The 16,425-nt window shown below is 69.3% G+C and carries 25 protein-coding genes; 4 read left to right on the top strand and 21 right to left on the bottom strand.

The window, feature by feature from the left end:
- Position 1: 1 nt before the first annotated feature.
- The 20 genes from H293_RS0105230 to H293_RS57095 form a co-directional block, all read right to left on the bottom strand.
- The gene (locus H293_RS0105230; RefSeq protein WP_020116830.1) at positions 2–394 is read right to left on the bottom strand and encodes a hypothetical protein; all 393 of its coding nucleotides are present in this window, start codon (positions 392–394) and stop codon (positions 2–4) included.
- A 46-nt stretch (positions 395–440) separates the two neighbouring features.
- Entirely contained in the window at positions 441–746 is a 306-nt protein-coding gene (locus tag H293_RS0105225) for a hypothetical protein (RefSeq protein ID WP_020116829.1), read from the bottom strand.
- Positions 747–845: 99 nt separating this feature from the next.
- Positions 846–1,241, bottom strand: coding sequence for a hypothetical protein (locus H293_RS0105220; protein ID WP_020116828.1), 396 nt, complete (start codon positions 1,239–1,241; stop codon positions 846–848).
- Between the two features lie 4 nt (positions 1,242–1,245).
- On the bottom strand, positions 1,246–1,692 hold the full coding sequence (locus H293_RS0105215; RefSeq protein WP_020116827.1) for a hypothetical protein: 447 nt from the start codon (positions 1,690–1,692) through the stop codon (positions 1,246–1,248).
- The gene (locus H293_RS0105210; protein WP_020116826.1) at positions 1,692–2,441 is read right to left on the bottom strand and encodes a hypothetical protein; all 750 of its coding nucleotides are present in this window, start codon (positions 2,439–2,441) and stop codon (positions 1,692–1,694) included. Before H293_RS0105210 ends, H293_RS0105215 begins: the two co-directional genes overlap by 1 nt.
- Positions 2,438–2,896, bottom strand: a complete 459-nt coding sequence (locus H293_RS0105205; protein ID WP_020116825.1) for a hypothetical protein — start codon at positions 2,894–2,896, stop codon at positions 2,438–2,440. Before H293_RS0105205 ends, H293_RS0105210 begins: the two co-directional genes overlap by 4 nt.
- A 1-nt stretch (position 2,897) precedes the next feature.
- Positions 2,898–3,296, bottom strand: coding sequence for a hypothetical protein (locus H293_RS0105200; protein ID WP_020116824.1), 399 nt, complete (start codon positions 3,294–3,296; stop codon positions 2,898–2,900).
- Positions 3,296–4,681 (bottom strand): hypothetical protein, encoded by a 1,386-nt coding sequence (locus tag H293_RS53665; protein WP_158694400.1) that lies wholly within the window; start codon positions 4,679–4,681, stop codon positions 3,296–3,298. The genes H293_RS0105200 and H293_RS53665 overlap by 1 nt, the downstream gene beginning before the upstream one ends.
- 11 nt (positions 4,682–4,692) lie before the next feature.
- On the bottom strand, positions 4,693–5,790 hold the full coding sequence (locus H293_RS58355) for a glycine-rich domain-containing protein (RefSeq protein ID WP_020116822.1): 1,098 nt from the start codon (positions 5,788–5,790) through the stop codon (positions 4,693–4,695).
- A 424-nt stretch (positions 5,791–6,214) separates the two neighbouring features.
- Positions 6,215–6,655 carry a hypothetical protein gene (locus tag H293_RS0105180; RefSeq protein ID WP_020116820.1) on the bottom strand — a complete coding sequence of 147 codons (441 nt, stop codon included), beginning with the start codon at positions 6,653–6,655 and terminating at the stop codon, positions 6,215–6,217.
- 96 nt (positions 6,656–6,751) lie between these two features.
- A complete protein-coding gene (locus tag H293_RS0105175; protein ID WP_158694399.1) occupies positions 6,752–8,113 on the bottom strand; it encodes a phage major capsid protein in 1,362 nt (453 codons plus the stop codon).
- An 11-nt stretch (positions 8,114–8,124) separates the two neighbouring features.
- Entirely contained in the window at positions 8,125–9,156 is a 1,032-nt protein-coding gene (locus tag H293_RS53660) for a head maturation protease, ClpP-related (protein WP_020116818.1), read from the bottom strand.
- Positions 9,153–9,419 (bottom strand): hypothetical protein, encoded by a 267-nt coding sequence (locus H293_RS0105165; protein ID WP_020116817.1) that lies wholly within the window; start codon positions 9,417–9,419, stop codon positions 9,153–9,155. Before H293_RS0105165 ends, H293_RS53660 begins: the two co-directional genes overlap by 4 nt.
- Positions 9,416–11,101 (bottom strand): phage portal protein, encoded by a 1,686-nt coding sequence (locus H293_RS0105160; RefSeq protein WP_020116816.1) that lies wholly within the window; start codon positions 11,099–11,101, stop codon positions 9,416–9,418. Before H293_RS0105160 ends, H293_RS0105165 begins: the two co-directional genes overlap by 4 nt.
- A gap of 242 nt (positions 11,102–11,343) precedes the next feature.
- Positions 11,344–12,690, bottom strand: a complete 1,347-nt coding sequence (locus H293_RS0105155; protein WP_020116815.1) for a phage terminase large subunit — start codon at positions 12,688–12,690, stop codon at positions 11,344–11,346.
- The gene (locus H293_RS0105150) at positions 12,687–13,235 is read right to left on the bottom strand and encodes a hypothetical protein (protein WP_158694398.1); all 549 of its coding nucleotides are present in this window, start codon (positions 13,233–13,235) and stop codon (positions 12,687–12,689) included. The genes H293_RS0105155 and H293_RS0105150 overlap by 4 nt, the downstream gene beginning before the upstream one ends.
- A 100-nt stretch (positions 13,236–13,335) precedes the next feature.
- On the bottom strand, positions 13,336–13,701 hold the full coding sequence (locus H293_RS0105145; protein ID WP_259294433.1) for a hypothetical protein: 366 nt from the start codon (positions 13,699–13,701) through the stop codon (positions 13,336–13,338).
- Positions 13,698–13,874, bottom strand: a complete 177-nt coding sequence (locus tag H293_RS58350; RefSeq protein ID WP_020116812.1) for a hypothetical protein — start codon at positions 13,872–13,874, stop codon at positions 13,698–13,700. The genes H293_RS0105145 and H293_RS58350 overlap by 4 nt, the downstream gene beginning before the upstream one ends.
- A 17-nt stretch (positions 13,875–13,891) precedes the next feature.
- A complete protein-coding gene (locus H293_RS58345) occupies positions 13,892–14,059 on the bottom strand; it encodes a hypothetical protein (protein ID WP_020116811.1) in 168 nt (55 codons plus the stop codon).
- A gap of 17 nt (positions 14,060–14,076) precedes the next feature.
- Complete coding sequence (locus H293_RS57095) at positions 14,077–14,409, bottom strand: DUF6011 domain-containing protein (RefSeq protein ID WP_020116810.1); 333 nt, start codon at positions 14,407–14,409, stop codon at positions 14,077–14,079.
- Between the two features lie 109 nt (positions 14,410–14,518).
- Between H293_RS57095 and H293_RS0105125 the strand changes: the two genes are divergently transcribed.
- From H293_RS0105125 to H293_RS0105110, 4 genes are read left to right on the top strand one after another with little or no spacing between them, the layout of a single operon-like run.
- Positions 14,519–14,725 carry a helix-turn-helix domain-containing protein gene (locus H293_RS0105125; RefSeq protein ID WP_020116809.1) on the top strand — a complete coding sequence of 69 codons (207 nt, stop codon included), beginning with the start codon at positions 14,519–14,521 and terminating at the stop codon, positions 14,723–14,725.
- Positions 14,722–15,051: a hypothetical protein gene (locus H293_RS0105120; RefSeq protein WP_020116808.1), complete on the top strand. Its 330-nt coding sequence runs from the start codon at positions 14,722–14,724 to the stop codon at positions 15,049–15,051. The genes H293_RS0105125 and H293_RS0105120 overlap by 4 nt, the downstream gene beginning before the upstream one ends.
- The gene (locus H293_RS0105115) at positions 15,048–15,314 is read left to right on the top strand and encodes a hypothetical protein (RefSeq protein ID WP_020116807.1); all 267 of its coding nucleotides are present in this window, start codon (positions 15,048–15,050) and stop codon (positions 15,312–15,314) included. The genes H293_RS0105120 and H293_RS0105115 overlap by 4 nt, the downstream gene beginning before the upstream one ends.
- On the top strand, positions 15,311–15,520 hold the full coding sequence (locus tag H293_RS0105110) for a hypothetical protein (protein WP_020116806.1): 210 nt from the start codon (positions 15,311–15,313) through the stop codon (positions 15,518–15,520). The genes H293_RS0105115 and H293_RS0105110 overlap by 4 nt, the downstream gene beginning before the upstream one ends.
- 247 nt (positions 15,521–15,767) lie before the next feature.
- Here the strand turns inward: H293_RS0105110 and H293_RS0105105 are convergent, their stop codons facing one another.
- Positions 15,768–16,328: a DUF4352 domain-containing protein gene (locus H293_RS0105105; protein WP_158694397.1), complete on the bottom strand. Its 561-nt coding sequence runs from the start codon at positions 16,326–16,328 to the stop codon at positions 15,768–15,770.
- Positions 16,329–16,425 lie beyond the last annotated feature (97 nt).

Genomic DNA, 16,425 nt, shown 5'->3' with positions numbered 1-16,425 from the left:
GTCAGCTCGCCAGGCTCGGTGACAGTGCTTCCATCGGCACGGATGCCACCAGGGACGGCTCGCCAGAGGGCGAGCTCGGCGCCAAAGGGTCAGCGTCGTGGACCCCCGTCAGCGACTGGATCCAAGCCATCTTCAGCGCTGTGACGAGGCTGGTGTCGACCTGGCGCAGGCCCTCGCGGGTGGCGGGGATCGGCTCGTCGTTGTCGTCGGTGAAGTTCCAGCTGACGAGGCGCTTCGCCATCTCCTCGACTGCGCTGTCGTCGTCGCTTTCGATGACGGCTTCCCACTCGCCGAGGCTCATGTGGCGGATGCGGGCCTCGGCGCCGTGGTACGGGTGGTCCGGGGAAAAGTCGATGCGCACGGTGCGCGGGGCTGCGTTGAATCCCATGGTCATCTCTCTTGGTGCGGACGGGTGGCGCTGTTGGTCTGTCGGCCGGTGATCATGACCAGGTAGGTACGACGCCATCGGCAAGGGCACCCGGTGCACTCCACGTAAGTTCGCCGGAGTCGGCGCGGGTCAGCTGGTAGTCGGAGAACAGGAGTTCGCCCGCGAGGGTGACGCCGTTGACGGTGTTCGTGCAGGTGCGGGCCACGCTGGTGGACGGCACGGTGCGGAACACCAGGTGCGCGCCGGTCGCGTTGAAGACGCCGTTGTAGGTGACGGACATGTCAGCGAGGAGCAGCAGCCGCTCGTTCGCGCTCTTGTCGACGCCCGTGGTGTCCTGCACACCCCTGGGGGTGGCCATCTGCCAGTTCGTGACGTCGTTACGGATGTCCGTCGGCGTGCCCGCAGAGGTATCGACAGAGAGTGTGGTTTGGCCCAACCCGGACGCTTTGCTCATGGCTCAGTTCCCTTCTGTTGCGGTGCTGGCCCGGGCGGGCAGCTCCTCGACCCACTTGGCTTCGCGCGCCCGGTCGGGGGCGAGAGAGCCGAACATCTTGCGGATGCCGTCGTCGACCCAGCCCCAGTGGAAGTGCGTGGGGTGGGTGATCGAGTGGTTGATCCAGTCGGCGACGAGCTTCACTTCGTGCACCCGCTTGCCACCGTCCGCCAGCCCGTACAGGCGGTCGCTAGGGGCCGTGATCAGCAGGGTGAAGCTTGCCGGTCCCAGCGCCTGCCGCCGGGAGCCTGAGCGCGTGGGGATCACGTGGACCGCGCGCGGTGTGCTGGCCTCGACGGTGTCGTACTCGCCGGTGACGTCGACTCCGTCGATGACCAGCCGCAGCTTCGGATCGCTCATGCCGTCACCCCTTCGCGATCTCGTCGGCGATCGCCTGCTGATGCGTGGCGAAGTCCTCAACCCAGTTGCCTGGGTTCTGGTGGAGCCGGGCCTTCGTACCGCGCGGGTTCCCCCGCCAGTCCCCGTCCCGGACGACGTACAGCGGCGGCCGGTCCACCCGCACCCGATGCAGCGACTGCTGCAGGCACGGCGTACCGGGCTCGAACTTGAGGTAGGTCTCACCCTCGGCGACCTGCTGCACCGTGTACTTCCGCCCGGAGTGCTGCACCGCGTGCAACACCTGCGGCGCCAGGCCCTCCACACGGACCTGGAAGCCGCCCGCGTAGTACTGGCAGTTCGCCTCCGCGCACGTCGCGGGCCGCCAATGCGTCGCAAGCGGCGACCGCATCTCGTACGTCTTGTACGCCTCCGGGCCCGCAACGGGCTGGATCCGGGTCAGCTGGACGCTCATCAGAAGACCACCGTCGTTTCGTTCTTGACGACGTTCACCGCGAACGCCAGCGAGGTGAAGCCGCCCGTCGTCACTGTGGCCGCGCGCAGGTATCGGCGCAGCGTCGCCGTCGGCCCGAGGGCGATCCGCTCAGCGAGCGGCGTACCGCCGGTGATCTGAGTGAAGGAGAAGCCGGCCACGTCGGCGAAAGTCACGTTGTCGGCGCTGTCCTGGATTTTCACCGTGACGTCCGTGCCGACGAAGCTGAAGGCCTGCAAGTAGGCCTGCCCGCCGAACGACGCCGACGCTGCGGTGTCGATGCCCGTGCCGTTCGTGGCCGCCGTGTCAGTGCGGATCCCCGCAGTGAGCTGCTGGCCCCACTCGATGCCGTAGCCGTTGGACTGCCCCGACACGGCGAAGGTGAGCATGCCGTCGTCGGCGCGGCTGCCGTCATAGTTGACCTGTTTGCCCACCAGGCTGGCGGCAGCGTCACCAAGCGCCGTGCCACGGCAGTACGTCAGGATCACGTCCGCGCGCGGCAGAGCGGCCAGCTTCTCGTGCGTTCCGCCCGTGACCGCAACGTGGTTGTGGAAGGCGGTGAACTCGATCTGCCCGGAGCGCAGTCCGCCTTGCCGCTCGTAGGCGCTCTTGTTGATGCCGGTGAAGTTCAGCAGCGCGGGTCCGCCGCCGATACCGCCGAGCTGCTGAATGTCGCCGGAGGCGTCGAAGCCTGCGATGTACAGGTTGTCGCCGAGCCCGCTGGATTTCATGGCACCTGCTCCCAGAGGTCCGAAACGATGAGGGGAAGGGTGATCGTGAGCACCCGGTATTCCGCGCCGGCCTCAGCGAGATAGCCCGCCCGCGCCGACAGGGGATCCCCGTAGGTCCCGAGGAGGTCGACCTCCTGCACCAGGTCCCCGAGTGTGAAGTCGCCGCTGTAGGCAGCCATCAGCGCGTCGAGCGCGGTCATGAGGTCCGGGTCGATCGCATCGGCTGGCTGCTGCACCATCGACGAGTACAGGCGCACGAACAGCACCAGCCGAGCCGTTGACGATCGCAGGCCGGAGCCGCCGCGGGCCGGGCCGATCTGCTCGACCCACACGGCCGCGGTGATCCCCGAGATGGGCGGGGACATGGGCTCGTGGCCGTTGACCTGAGCGAAGTACCCGGACGCCAGGGCGTGCGACTCGACTGCGCTGAGGATGGTGCGGATGTCGAGGGCCATGTCAGATCAGCCCCCGAGATCGGTAGCGGGCCAGCAGGTCGCGGGCGATCTGCGGAGCCTTGCGGTCCAGGAGCGGCTTGGTGCGGCGGAACGTGAAGTAGCCGGGGAAGCGGGTCACCGGGCTGTTGCGGGACCCTGTGCCCTCCAGCCACGGCCCGTAGATCACACCCCCGTCGTGGACCTCGTAGCCGGACCCGGCCCGGTCCACGCTGATCCGCGACTGGTAGTAGCCCGTCGGGTGGCGAAGGACCTGCCGCAGGCGCTGCTGGACCATCCGCTCGCCCTCACGCGCCACCTGATACTCGACGTCGTCCGCATAGTCGTGCAGAGCCCGCCCGGCCCGCCCGGTAGCCCACGGACCGGAAGCTGAGGAGTTGACACGCACGTCGAAGCCCGGCATCACACGCTCCTCGTCCGGGCCTTGCGGCCGTGCGCGTTGTAGACCTGCTCCCGCAGCCCGTCCAGCGACAGCGTCTCCAGCGCAGACGACTTGCTGCCCGAGGACGCCTTGGCGGTCCGCGCATACCCGGCCTGCTCCTGCAAGATCCGGTTGATGGCTTCGCCGACCGTCAGGTCGTGAACGAGGCCGGGCGGATCCCAGCGCTGCACGACGGAGGCGTCGCCGTGGGCAGCCGCCGTCGTGCCGAGCGCGCCACGGCGCACGGTGAGGGTGCGGGCCGCGTAGATGTCCGCGCCGAGGCTGTGGGCGGCGAGGACGCTGCCGTCCCACGCCCGCTGCACCGTCAACTGGTTGCCTGCGATGTCGACGATGAGCATGCGCTCGCTGTCGATGAGGAGGGTCTCGTCGACCGTGAACTGGGTGCCGTCGGTGACGGTGAGGGTGACGCTGTTGGCCTGCGCGGTCAGCCCGGAGCCGCCGACGTTCTGCCCGGTGTCGAGCATCTGGCGGCCGGTGACGAGCATGCGCTCGGAGTCGACGCGCAGGACGCTGCCGACACCAAGCTCAGCGGACGCGGCCGCGTTGACGGTGACGGCGGTCTCGCTGTCGTCGAGGGCCTCGGCAAGGGCGCCCACCGCAGTTTCGGTGTTGCGGTAGCCCCACAGGCCGGTAATGGCCACGGCCCGCTGGTGGGTGTCGCCGGACGACCAGGCCGCACTGGAGCCCAGGTTGACTTCGATGCGGCTGAACGGGGGCCCGGTACGGATCGGCTCCAACAGGATGCTCGCCGTGTCGAGGACCTCGCCCCCGGACGTGGCCGCGGTGAGGGAGATCAGCTGGCTGTCGTCGAGCCAGATCCGCCACGACGGCCGGTACTGCGAGTCCGGCCAGTCGAAGTACCGGGTGGCGACGACGGGGGCGAACTTACGGTGACACAGGTCCTCGACGCTGCGGGACGCGGACTCCAGGACGCGGTCGATCTGCCGCGAGTTGCGGGCTGTCGTCTTCACGTCGAGGGCGCGCATCACGTCCTCGCGGGTCGCGAACCACACGCCGTCCGTGGACGTGTTCGCGTCCTCTGCGGACGCCGGCGCGGTGACGGTGACCGTCTCCGTCGCAGTGACCGGGCTGCCGGTCTTAAGGCCTGTCCAGGTGGCGAGGTAGGCGCCCGGGGTGAGCGTGGACGCGGGCGTCCAGGCGTAGCCGTAGGAGCCGATCGCAGGGTGGGTGACGCCGCTGCTGGTCGCGGCGAGGGCCGTTGCGCCGGTGGCAACGCTGGTCACCGTGATGGTCGGAGTGGCGTCGAGATCGGTGAGTGAGCCGCCCACGAAGTCGTAGAACTGGGCAAGGAGCACTACCTGCTGCCCTGCGATTACGTCAGTCATCGTGCCCCCTCTCAGAAATAGCTGGTGATGATCGCGATGCCTGCGGCGCCGTTCCCGCCCGCACCGGAGTTGCTGCCGTTGACCGAGGCACCGCCCCCGCCACCACCGCCCCCGTACAGGCCACCGTTGGCCCCCGACTGGCCCACGCCCGTCGTCGACCCGGCCCCGCCTCCGCCGCCCGCCCCGGCCAGGCCACTGTTCGCGGCGACATCCGTGCCAGCGGTCGGGCTGGAGCCGCCCGCAACACCGGCGCTGCCACCGGAGTTCGTCGAGTTCGCTCCGCCCGATCCGCCGTTGTTCGCGGTGTTCCCGGACGAGACCCCGCCGCCCGCACCGCCGCCAGAGCCCGCGAGGACGCCGGGGCTGCCGTTGGACCCGGTCCCGCCCGATGTGGACGCTGCAGCGCCGGTCACGCCGGTGACGGTGCCGACACCGTTGGAGCCGCCCGTGCCGGTGGTGGCGGTACCGCCCGCACCTCCGCCGCTGGTGCCGACGCGGGCGTAGGTGCCGAAGCTGGTGGCGCCGCCGGAGCTTCCGGTCGCGCCGTCGGTGTCGTCCGTGGTGCGGGCCGCCGCGCCTGCGCCGCCGGTGCCGACGGTGACGGCGACTGTGGACGTCAGCGTGGAGGCTTGGAGGGTGGCGTGGAAGGCGGGGGCGCCTGCGCCTGCTCCGCCGCCGCAGCGGACGGTGCCTGCGGCTCCTCGCCTGCCGGATCCTCCGCCGCCTCCGCCACCGACGAGGTGGACGAGGACCGTTACCGCGCCGGTTGGTTTGGTCCAGGTGCCGTTCGCGGTGAAGACCTGCACGTCGGGGGCGCGGAACCGGCTGTCGTCGCCCGCCGCGACCTTGCCCGCTGTGGTGCCGAAGTCGACAGCCAGGGTGCGGTCTGCGGCCAAGGTGCCGCCGCCGGTCAGACCGGTCCCCGCGAGGACCTGCCGTGAGGCGGGTACGCGGGCGCCGACCTGGGTGTCGACGTAGGCCTTGGGTGCGGCGGTGAAGTCGGTGTCGGGGGAGGTGTCGGGCAGCACGAGTTCGCCGGTCATGGTGTCGCCCGCGCGGTTGACTTTGCGGGTGTCGCCGGTGGTGCTGGTGTAGCCGGTTGCCGTCATGCTGCCCTCCTCCCTCGAACTCGCCCTGTTGTGGATTTACTTGTCAGCGGAGCCGGTCTCCGACGTGCCCTCCTCCGGGCCGCCATCCGTCCCAGCGGCAGAAGAGCTCCCCGTCCGGCCCTTGCGAGAGCGGTTCGCCGTCGTTCGGGCAGGCGATGGGGCCTCGGTCTCGCTCGTCTCGGGCGAGGTCGGCTCCTTCTCGGAGGATGTCGAGGAGCTCGTACCAGCTGATACGTCCTCACCCTCTTCCGGCTCGTCAGCGGCCGCATTGGATGCGCCGCCGTGAACGGTGATCTTCGCCATGTCGTCCTCCTCCGGGGGCTGAGCCCGTTCGTCGACGCGCACCGTCGACCCGCACTCCGGGCACTTCGGTGCGCCCACCGAGTACTTGGTCGTGCACTCCGCGCACTCCCACACGGCCACGTCAGGCGCCCATGGCGGGCAGGTTCGCCGGGGCGCGGCCCGCGCCGAGATCCCGCTGAATCGCGGTCACCGCACCGGCGCCCGTGCTGGTGAGCTTCACGTACTTGTAGGTGTCGGACAGCGACGTGCCCTCCACCTCGACGACGGCCGCATTCTGCGTCGCCGCAGCAGCGGTGACCATCGTGGCCGCGGCCGCCTGCGTGCGCCGAGTCCACGCGTCCGTGCCGTTGCCGGTGTTCGTGTGGTACTCGGTGATGATCGCGAGGTTCTGCGCGCCGGTACCGGAGGAGTCCTTCGCCTCCTGCAGCGTGTAGGTGTCCCCGACCGCGCCGGTGAGGAAGCACGAGAAGGTGACGCCAGCTGCGGCGCCCTTCAGGGCGATCCACACGCCGTCGGCCGCGGGGGTGACGTTGATGATCCTGCCGAGCGCCTTCTGCGACATCGGGTGTTCCTTTCGTCTGGAGTCCGGTCCGGGGCGACACTGCCGGCCCGGTGATAGCCGGCCGCAGGGTGTAAATGCCGCGGCCGGCCAGGGCGGTTACGCGGCGAGCTCGATGAACGGGGAGAGCTTGTTGGTGCTGCCGTTCTGGGGGGTGATCGCGGACTGGATCCACGGCCGTCCGTCGACGCGCTGGATGATGCGGAAGGTGGTCTTGTCGGCGCCGAACTTGTAGTCCGTCGAGGAGTCGGCGGTCATGATCTGCCGGTCACCGACGAGGTAGTAGCTGAGGTCGACGAATGCGAGATCGCCGCGGGTGCCGAGCGTTCCAGCCTTCTCGGTGATGATCAGCGGCCGGCCGAAGATGCTCATCGGCATGCCCGCCGCAGCGTTGACGACGAAGACGCTGTTGCCGCCGGTGCCGACGGTGAGGCTCATCTGGAGGAGCTGCGGCAGGGCGTCGGGGGCGCACATCCACACTGCGCGCGACAGCGACGAGGGCAGCATCTGCGCGAACATGTTGACGACATCGGTGTACTTGATCTGGCTGGCAGTGGTGCGGGTCACCGCGATCGCGGCCGGGTTGCCTGCGCCACGGAAGCCAAGAGGCTCGCCGGTGCCGGACCCTGTCTGGAACTTCGCGTCCTCCTCGAAGGCGAGTGCCTTCGGCCACAGCGTCTCGATGAGGGACGAGAAGCTGCTGATGCTGTCCTGGAGGAGCTCGTTCGGCACCGCGCTGAGGCCGGTGAGCTTCTTCGCGTCGAGGGTGACGCGGCCGAACTTCGGGTTGGAGTCCTGGAGGTCGGCGCCTTCCTCACCCCAGTAGGCGACCATGCCGCCGAACACCGATCCGTTGTTCGTGGTGGTGTCGATCATCGGGAACGGGACCCGGGCCGACTCCATCGGGACGACCGTGGCGAGCGGCCGGACCACCGACTCTTCGAGGGCGAGCTGGAGAAGCTGGCTCCGAAGCGTCTCCGGGACGAGGAACCCGCCGTCCGCCGGGGACACGGACGATGCGGCGTTCCGCAGCGCATCGAGCTTCTCGGCGTCGGCCCGGGTGTTCTTGTGCCAGATGTTGCGGACGTAGTCGATGCTGTCCGCGAACAGGCTGTCGACCTGCGCGCCGACGGCGTTCTGGTTGTGGGCGGTGCCCTTCCGGTGCGAGGTGAGCATGCCGCCGCCACGCTTGGCCTGCGGGTCGAGGTCGAGGCGGCGGATGCCGTCCTTGGCGTCCTTGTCCATGCCGTTCTCGCGCATCATCTGCGCGAACACCCGCTGCGTCTCCTCGGCGACGAGCCGGTTGAGGTCGGTGCCCTCGCCCTGGAGTGCCTCGCCGTAGGCGGTGATGAACTCGGTCAGGGACTCGCGGGAGGCCATAACCTCCTTCAGCTTGCCGCCGTCGGCGAGCATCTCCGCCAGTTCCGCCGAGTTGCGCGGGATGGTCATCGTGGGTGCCACAGTTGCCTCCTTCAGGCCGTCGCCGCGCTGGACGACGTGTCGGGCTCGATCAGGTTGGTGACGAGCGCCGACCAGGCGTCGTCCTGGGTGAGGTGGGCGGTCAGGGCCGCCCACCCGTCTTCGGGTTCGGCGGCCGGCTGCTCCGGCTCGGCGACTGCGACAGGCTCGGGTGCAGGCGCCTCGACCACCACGTCCTCGACGGCCGCTTCGGGCTCGGTATTCCGGCCCGCGGCCATCTCACGGAAGGCGGCCAGCACCTGCTCACCGACCGCGTCGCCGACGTTGAAGGTGAGGGTGACCTGCTCGGGCTGCGGCTCGGCCGGGGTGGGCCCGGTGTAGCCGTAGGCGGCGAGGTCGAACGGCCGGGCCATGTCCGGCTCGTCCTCCTCGACAGGCTCCTCGACAGGGTCGGCGGCCTTCGGGGCGGCGATCGCCGCGTCTGCGAGCCCGTTGTCGACGGCGTCCTCGGGGAGGTACCAGGTTTCGGCGCGCATGCGGGCCCGCCACTCGTCGCGGGTGCCGCCGGCCCGGGCGGCGTAGGCGTCGGCGATGTTGTCGGAGATCAGGTCGAGGAGCTCGGCCATCTCCTCCATGTCGCTGGCGTTGCCCATGCACAGCCCGGACGCGTCGTGGATCATCAGCATGCTGTTCGGGGCCATCTCGATGCGGTCCCCGGCCATCGCGATCACCGAGGCGATCGAGGCGGCGATGCTGTCGACCTGCACCGTCACCAAAGCGGGGTGCGCGCGCAGGGCGTTGGCGATGGCGATGCCCTCGAACACCGACCCGCCCGGCGAGTTGATGCGCACGCGCATCCGGGGGGCGGTGATGCCGCGGAGTTCGGCGACGAGGTCGTCGGCGGTGCGCCCCCACCAGCCGCCGATCTCGTCGTACAGCATGACCTCGGCCTCGTCAGAGTCTGCGGCGTTGGTGATGCGATACCAGTCGCGGGCCTGCACGCCGAGCTGCTCGCGCTGCTTCTCGGCGCGCTCTCGCTGGCTCGCGGCGAACGCGGCCGCCCGTCCGGGCATGACGATGTTCACGGCGTGGCCTCCTCGGCGGGCGGGGTCCAGCCGAGCCGGACCAGCAGATCCTTCGTCGCGTCCGGCATCCACACATCCACCTCGGCATGCGTCGACACGTCCTCGATGACGAGGTCGAGTCGCGCCGTCGCCACAGGAGAGCTGTCCACGCTCAGCGACAGACTGCGCAGCGCGGGCGCGATGTCCTGGCCGTCGAGTTCGGCGGTCCAGCCTGGGCCGTCGGTCCGCTTGCCGATGCGCAGGGCGTGCGGCTTGCCGCTCATTCGTCGTCCTCCGTCTTCCGCCGCTTGACGACCTTGCAGCGGCAGTCGTTGCCGTACTCCGCACCCACGCAGTGCACGTAGCCGGAGCCGCCCGGGTAGTCCTTGTAGGCCTGCGCCCGGTTCTTGTAGGTCTGGCCGTCGTTGTCCCGGCACGGCTGACAGGTGTTGTCGTCCAACTCCGCGACAGCCACCCAACGCTGCGCGCCCTCAACCTCCGGCACGCCACCCTCCACAAGGGCGGCCACCAGCTCCGGCCACGACCCCTCAGGCTCGCCCTCTACCGGCCCCGAAGCCGCACGCCGGCCCCGCTGAGGCATCGACACCGGGGCAGGCACGTTCGTGTCCAGCCCGGCCCCGGCCCGGTTGAGAATGTCCCGCGCCTCATCCCACGTGATGACCACGCCAACACCCAGATAGATCGACTGGATCATGTCGCCGAGCTCACGCGGGCTGATCGTTCCGTCGCCGCCCATGCCCGGCGCCGGCGCCATCTCCGGCAGGCCAACCGCCGAGAGGATCCCTTCCGGCGCCCACAGGTTGGCGTCGGCGAGGGCCTTCGCCGCGTTCGCGCGGGCCGTGAGCGTGGCCGCCTCGGTCTCCGCGTCCGCAGGGACCGGGTTCTCGTAGTCGAACTCCAGACCCTCCGCCGTCGGCCCGTACATCGGCAGTAGCTCGTTGTTCAGCGCGCCCTTGATGCGCTCCAGGCGGGGGATCGTCAGCTGCTCCGCGAACCAGGCCTTCGCCGCCTCCGCGGTCGCGCGGTTGACGTCGTCGAGGTCACCGATCGCGAACTTCGGGATGCCGTAGGCCTCACGGATCGCCGCGCTCGTTGCGCCGCGCAGCTCCACGAACTGCATGTCCCGCTGGCTGATGGTGCGGTCGGCCCACTTCGCGCCGTACTCGACGATGGCGACCTTGTGCGCGTTGCCGACGCCCTTGTGCTGCTCGGCCCACCGCTCGCGCATCTCGTCGAACTCGTGGTCCTGCAAGTGCACGGGGACCTCGATGATCCCGCCGGGCTGCGCGCTGTTGAGGAAGAACGCCCGTGACCACTCCGCCGCGTACCGGGCGGTGTCCAAGTCCGGGAGGATCGACAGCACCGGGGAGAGCCCGCGGTACGGGTCCAACGGGTTCGGTCGGCGGAGTTGGATGACCTCGTCGAGTTCGAGGGGGATCTGCTCGCCGTCGGGGCTGGTGTACACCCAGCCCTTCAGGAACGTCTCCCGGTCCGGCTGGGGGGTCATGCGGTCGGGGCGGACGGGCCACATCTCCAGCGGCAGTTTGATGCCGGGGGCGCGGGCGATGACCCATTCGGTTTCGCCGGTGAGGTCGTAGTGCTGGGTGGATGCCTCGACGAATTCTTGCCTGGGCATGAACTTGTTGGGCCGGTTCCACAGGTCCAGGGCCGCGTGGGAGGTGACCTCGACGCGGTCTTCGGGCCGTCCGGACTTGGCCTTGCGGTAGAGCTTCCAGTCGACCTGTGCGGTGGCGTTGCTGGTGCGGTCGACGATGGAGAAGAGGGTGCCGGTCGCGGTCATGGCCCGCATCTGGGCTTCGGCGTCGCGCCGGGAGCCGAAGAGGCCTCCGCTGTAGGTCTGGGAGCGGCCTACGAGGGGGACGGGGAGGTTGGTGGCGGCCGTGCCAGCGCGGTTGAGGATCGCGCCGAGGAGGGTTCTGGCCACCTACCCCTCCCCTCACTGTTTGCCGCTGTAGCACCGCCAGTTCAGGACGAAGCAGCTGATTCCAGCTGCGGCGACGCCAGCGATCAGGTTCCACAACATGGCGGAACCCGACAACAGCATAAGGCCAGTCGCATCAAGTACAACCGGCATACCTCTATTCAATCCCTGTAGCCACCTGCGCACAGGTACCTTCCGAACCTTCACAGCCGCCCCGCCCTCCATCAGACCTGATTGTGGGAACCCTACGAAAGCCAGCGCACCGACGGGCGCGCGCCCAGATCCCGCTCCGCGACCATGTACCGCATCCCGTCCATCCCGTGGTCGTTCTCCTTCACCGGCTCTTCCTTCAGCCCCGCCTTGTTGCCCGGCTTTACCGCCCACACGTAGCCCGTGATCTCCTCCTCCGTGCACGCCGGCTTCTTCGCCGCGTCCAGGTCGGCGTCCCGCTCGACGAGTGCGCCCCGCAGGATGAACAGCCGCGGCCTGCCATCCCCTGCGGGCTTCAGGCGGGACTGCACGGCCTGAAGTCCGGGGCTCACAGCCTTGTTCGCGGCCGTCGTCCGCAGCTGGAGGTGCTTCTCCAGCGTGGCCCGGTCCTCGGCGTCGTGGTCGCAGATCACGCCGCGGGGCTGCGGCTCCCGCCACTGCCCAGACGGCCACACCATCAGCTCGCGCGCCTGGACGGCCATGTCCTCCACCAGGCGGCGCGTGTGGTACAGCTCGCGGTACAGGAACAGCCGGCCGTCGCCGTCCTCGGCCCACCACTGCATGACCATCGGGTTGGTGTAGCCGAAGTCCACGGTGATCCACCGCGTCCAGGAGGCGGGGATCGTGAACGGGTCGATGAGGTGGACGGCCTCGTCGAAGCCCTCGTAGATGAGGCCCTCGGCGGCGGCCCAGATCCCGTCACGGAGGCGGAGTTTGCGGACGCCGGTGAGCGCGTCGAGCTTCTTGAAGTACTCCCGGCCGACGTCGGTGAAGGTGCCGTCAGCGTTGACGTAGGCCGGGTTGTCGACATGCCGGGAGAGCAGCATGCGAGCCGTGCCCTGGTCGCAGCGCTGCTTGATCCAGTGCGCGGGGTGGGCGGGGTTGCAGGCGCCCATCTGCTGCTGCCACGACAGCTTGCCGTTGCGGAGGCGGGTGCCGATGGCTTCCCAGTCGTCGATGGTGAGCTCGGTGGCTTCGTCGGCGAAGACCATGTCGTACTCGGCCGACATGATCTTCTCGGGTTTATCCATCCCGCCGACGTCGATCTTCGCGCCGTTCGAGTACCGGTAGCCGGGCGCCTCCCGCACCGACCCGCCGAACCAGCGGACGATGCCGCGCGCGAGAGCGTCCGCGGCGACCTTCTTGTCGTAGGTGACGAGGGTCGTGGAGCCGAGGGACACCGCGGTCTTACGGACGATGAGGAAGCGGGCGTCCGGGTTGTGCAGGGCGGTCAAGTGCAGCCGGAACAGCGACGCGAGGCTCTTCCCGGTGCCGGCCGGGCCCGCCATGAAGACCTCGGAGTCGCGGGCCTTGAAGAGGTCTCGTGCTGCGCCGCGGGGTTCGTACCGGACGATGGCGTCCTGGTCGAGGGCGGTCGTCACGTGAGGTCCGCGGTGTCGACGCCGACGACCTCGTAGCGGACGGACCCGGACACGGCGACTTGCTGAGGCTGGTCGACGCCGAGGAGCTTGCGGTACGACTCGTTGATGGCGCGCATCTCCCTGATCGCGGCGAGCTTGGGGCCGTCATCGACCAGGGGCCTCTCCGTGCCGTCCTCGTCAGGCATGGTGATGACCTTGCCGTGGGAGACCACCACGTGATCGCGTTCCAGGACCTCCATCGCCGCGACGAACATGTTGTCCAACTGCGCAGCCTGCGATGCGACGAGCTCGGCGCCAGCCTGGCGGAGTACGGCCTGGCGGCACTTTTGGATGGCGCGCCAGGCGTTGCCCTTGTCGCTGTAGCCGAGTTGGTCCGCGATCTGTTGGTAGGTCATGCGGGGGTTGGCGGCTTTGAGGCGTGCGGCGGAGGCGGCGCGTTCGTCTTGGGTGATGGTGCTGGCGAATTGGTTGCTGGCGTCCCGGGGCTGGCCGGGCGGTTGTGGCTCGGCCGGCACCGGCTGTGTGGCGTCGTTACCGGTTGTCATGGTGTGATGGTAACGAGGTGGGCGTGCCGGTGGTTGGGTGCGCGCATGGCTGAGGGCCCACTCCCGGGCGGCGGGGGTGGGCCCTTCGGCGTGTGCGGGGTCAGGTGAGCTGCACGGCCGTGATCAGCGGGTGGGGTTCGAGGGCGACCCAGTCGCAGCCGCCGTGGGCGTGGACCGCGCCGGACTCTTCGTCCTGCCACGCGTTGTCGAGGTCGAAGGGGATGCGCTTGGCGGCCTCGACGAACGGGCCCTTCGCGGCGTCCTTCGAGGCGTAGACGCCGAGGACTTCGCCTCCTTCGTGGTCTTCTCCGGTGGACAAGACCCAGACGATCGGACCGGTGGCAGTTTCGCGGGCGGCGGCGAGTTCGGCGGTCTGGAAGTTCGGGCATTGCACGTGGTGTCCGTCGGTCGAGAAGCAGATGGCGCACGCGGTCATGTGGTTCATCCTGTCGTGTCGGTCGGTCACGCGGCGGGGGTGTGGTCGGGGCAGTAGTCCCGGCCTTCGACGTCGCTCCATCCGTCAGCGGCGAGGGAGCGGCGGTGGTCGGCGGCTTCCTTCTCGCGGGGCGTGGGCTGGAAGGCGGCGCGGAGGGAGTACTCAGGGCAGTCGTCGTGGGCGCAGCGGATGGTGTGGGCCATGAAGGGCTCCGATCAGGTCAGGTGTTGCGGCTGTCGATTTCGTCGCTGATCCGGTCGGCCAGGTCGGCGTGGAACTCGATCACGGAGTCGCTGCAGAAGCTGGGGTCGGTCAGTTGCAGGCAGGCGGCGCGTTCCTCGTGGAGTCCGAGGGTGGAGATGTTGGCGAGGGTCTCGGAGGGGAGCATGGCGGGATCCTTCCGGGTCAGGCCGCGAGCAGCATGCGGGCGGCGAGCTGGTGGTAGCACCGCGAGCCCTTGATTCCGGCGGGGCAGGAGCAGGCGGTGGGCGCGGTCCGATAGGTCTCGGTGCCGTCGGTGCTGACGGCGATGAAGATGACGCTGCGGAGGGGGATGATCGCGCCGTCTTCGATGAGTTCGCGGGCGCTGGTGATCTGGTGGGGCTTGTAGTCGGCGAGGTCGACCTGGGCGCGGCGGATGTGGCGGGCGCAGGTGGGGCCGTAGCCGGTGGCCTGGCTCTTGGCGCTGGTGAGGGTGCGGCCGCAGCGGAGGCAGTTGGTGTGGTGGGTGTTCTGCATGGCTGCCTCCGTGGTGCGGTGTTCCCGACTGGCTATGCCCAGTAGACTAGGCCTAGCGCATGAGGCATGTCAAGTAGACTAGGCCTACTCGATTAGGCATACTGGGGTCATGGTCACCCGAGACGACGTCACCAAGATCCGCCACGACTACGAGGACACCGTCGCCGAGGCGGAGCGCATCCGCGCCATCGCCCTGGCCGAGGCGGCGGACGAGATGCCGCAGAAGGACATCATCGAAGCCACCGGCTACAGCCGAGAGACCGTCAGGCGCCTGATCGCCGAAGGACGCCAGCTCGCCAAGGAGGCAACCGCATGAGCAGTGCGGCACCACCCTCAGGGACGACCCGCTATCTGTGTCCCCTCGAATGCGGGTGGCACCACGACGTGCCGCCGCCCAGCCTCGACCGCATCACCGAGCTCGGCGCGACTGCCGACCCTGCCGTCTCCGATGCCCACGAGGCGATCAACTCCGTCGCCCGCGACGCGTACCTCCGTGAGGCCACCCAGACGGAGACGGCACTTCGTGAGCACCTCGGCACGCACACGACGGAGCAGTTCGTGCGCGTCATCCACGGCCTGCGCGTGGAGGTCCAGCAGCTGCGGGGCGCGGGCCCGGTGCGCCCGGACGAGGAGCCCACATGAGGCGCGCCTGGTTCCAAGACGACGACGGCACCTACCGCCGCAACTGCCCACTCATCATGGCCGAACAGGACCAGCTGCTGAACATGCTGCTCCCGTGGCGCTACCGCGCACTGAAACGGGAGTGGCGGCAGGCATGGCGTCACGGCGTGATCCGCTCAGACACGATCGGCCGTCGCGACCACGTGGTTACGGCGGCTCCGTTCCGTGAGGCGTACCCGGACAAGCCGGGGCTGTGGAGCCTGGACGAGGAACGAACGGCATGAGGCGCGCCCTCACCGCCACCCGGGAAGCGGCCGGGCAGGCGTACGGATACGTCCGCTGGTGCTTCCCGAAGGGCCACCTCTGGACAGGGCGTAGCGACGAGCACCCCGACTGGAAGGGCGTCTGCGTCACCTGCGGCAAGGTCGCACCCCCGCGCCCGAGCTGGCGCCGCTTCATCCTCATGGGCGACTGCGTGCCCAGCGAGTAGCCCACCGCATGACGAAGGCCCCGCCCGGGGTACTGGGCGGGGCCTTGTCGTGGTGAACAGCAGCGCCCCGACACCTTGGGAGAGCGGAGCGCCGCCGCCGAAGCAACCGCTGGCGGATGTGACCGTTCGCAGCTCCGGATCACCCGCTACGCGCTGCGACGCGTAGGCGCCCCCGCGATCGCTTCGGCCTCCGACCGTAGACGCCACCCACCCGGAACACCAGACCCCGGACGAGGGACGTCTCCGGCTACTTCACCAACCACTCCGCCGGCTCATCCAACGAATCCGGCGAGTACAACACCCGCTCCGGCCGCCCCAACTCCGGCACCTGAAACGCGATGTTCCCCCGCACGCAGTCCCCGACCTTCACCTTCGCATCCATCGGATACAACGGCTGCGGCAGCTCCCCAGCATTCGTCCCTGCCGCCTCCACACGCGCCCCATCCGCATACGCGAGCGACCACACGAGCGGACTGACCCCGAACCCGTCCGTGCCCGTGTTGCACACCTTCACCTCCACCGCGGCCCACTTCTGACCCGACGACAGCATCTCCGGCACGCCCTTGATCCCGGTGTCCTGGTACTTCAGCACAGCCGCAGTGAACTTGGCGTCCGAGGTGCTGATGTTCGCCGTGTCGCCGACCTTCAGCGTCTCCTGGCTGGCCGTGGGGCTTGGGCTCGGCGACGTTTCGGCGGCCTGTGTGGTGCTCGCCTTCGACACGGCGGGCTCGTCGCTGCTGCCGGAGGAGCAGGCGGTGGCTCCGGTGAGGAGCAGGGCAGCGGTGAGCAGGGTGGTGGTGTGGCGCATGGTCCCCCCAAGGATGTGACAGTTGGGGCGGATCGTAGCCGCCGGCACCGACAGCAGGCCCGGGGAACGGCGAAGGCTCCACCGACGGGGGGATGCG

Source organism: Streptomyces canus 299MFChir4.1, from assembly GCF_000383615.1.
GTDB classification, from domain to species: domain Bacteria; phylum Actinomycetota; class Actinomycetes; order Streptomycetales; family Streptomycetaceae; genus Streptomyces; species Streptomyces canus_C.
Note: the sequence above shows the minus strand (reverse complement) of the source record. Positions and strands in the feature narration are given on the sequence as shown.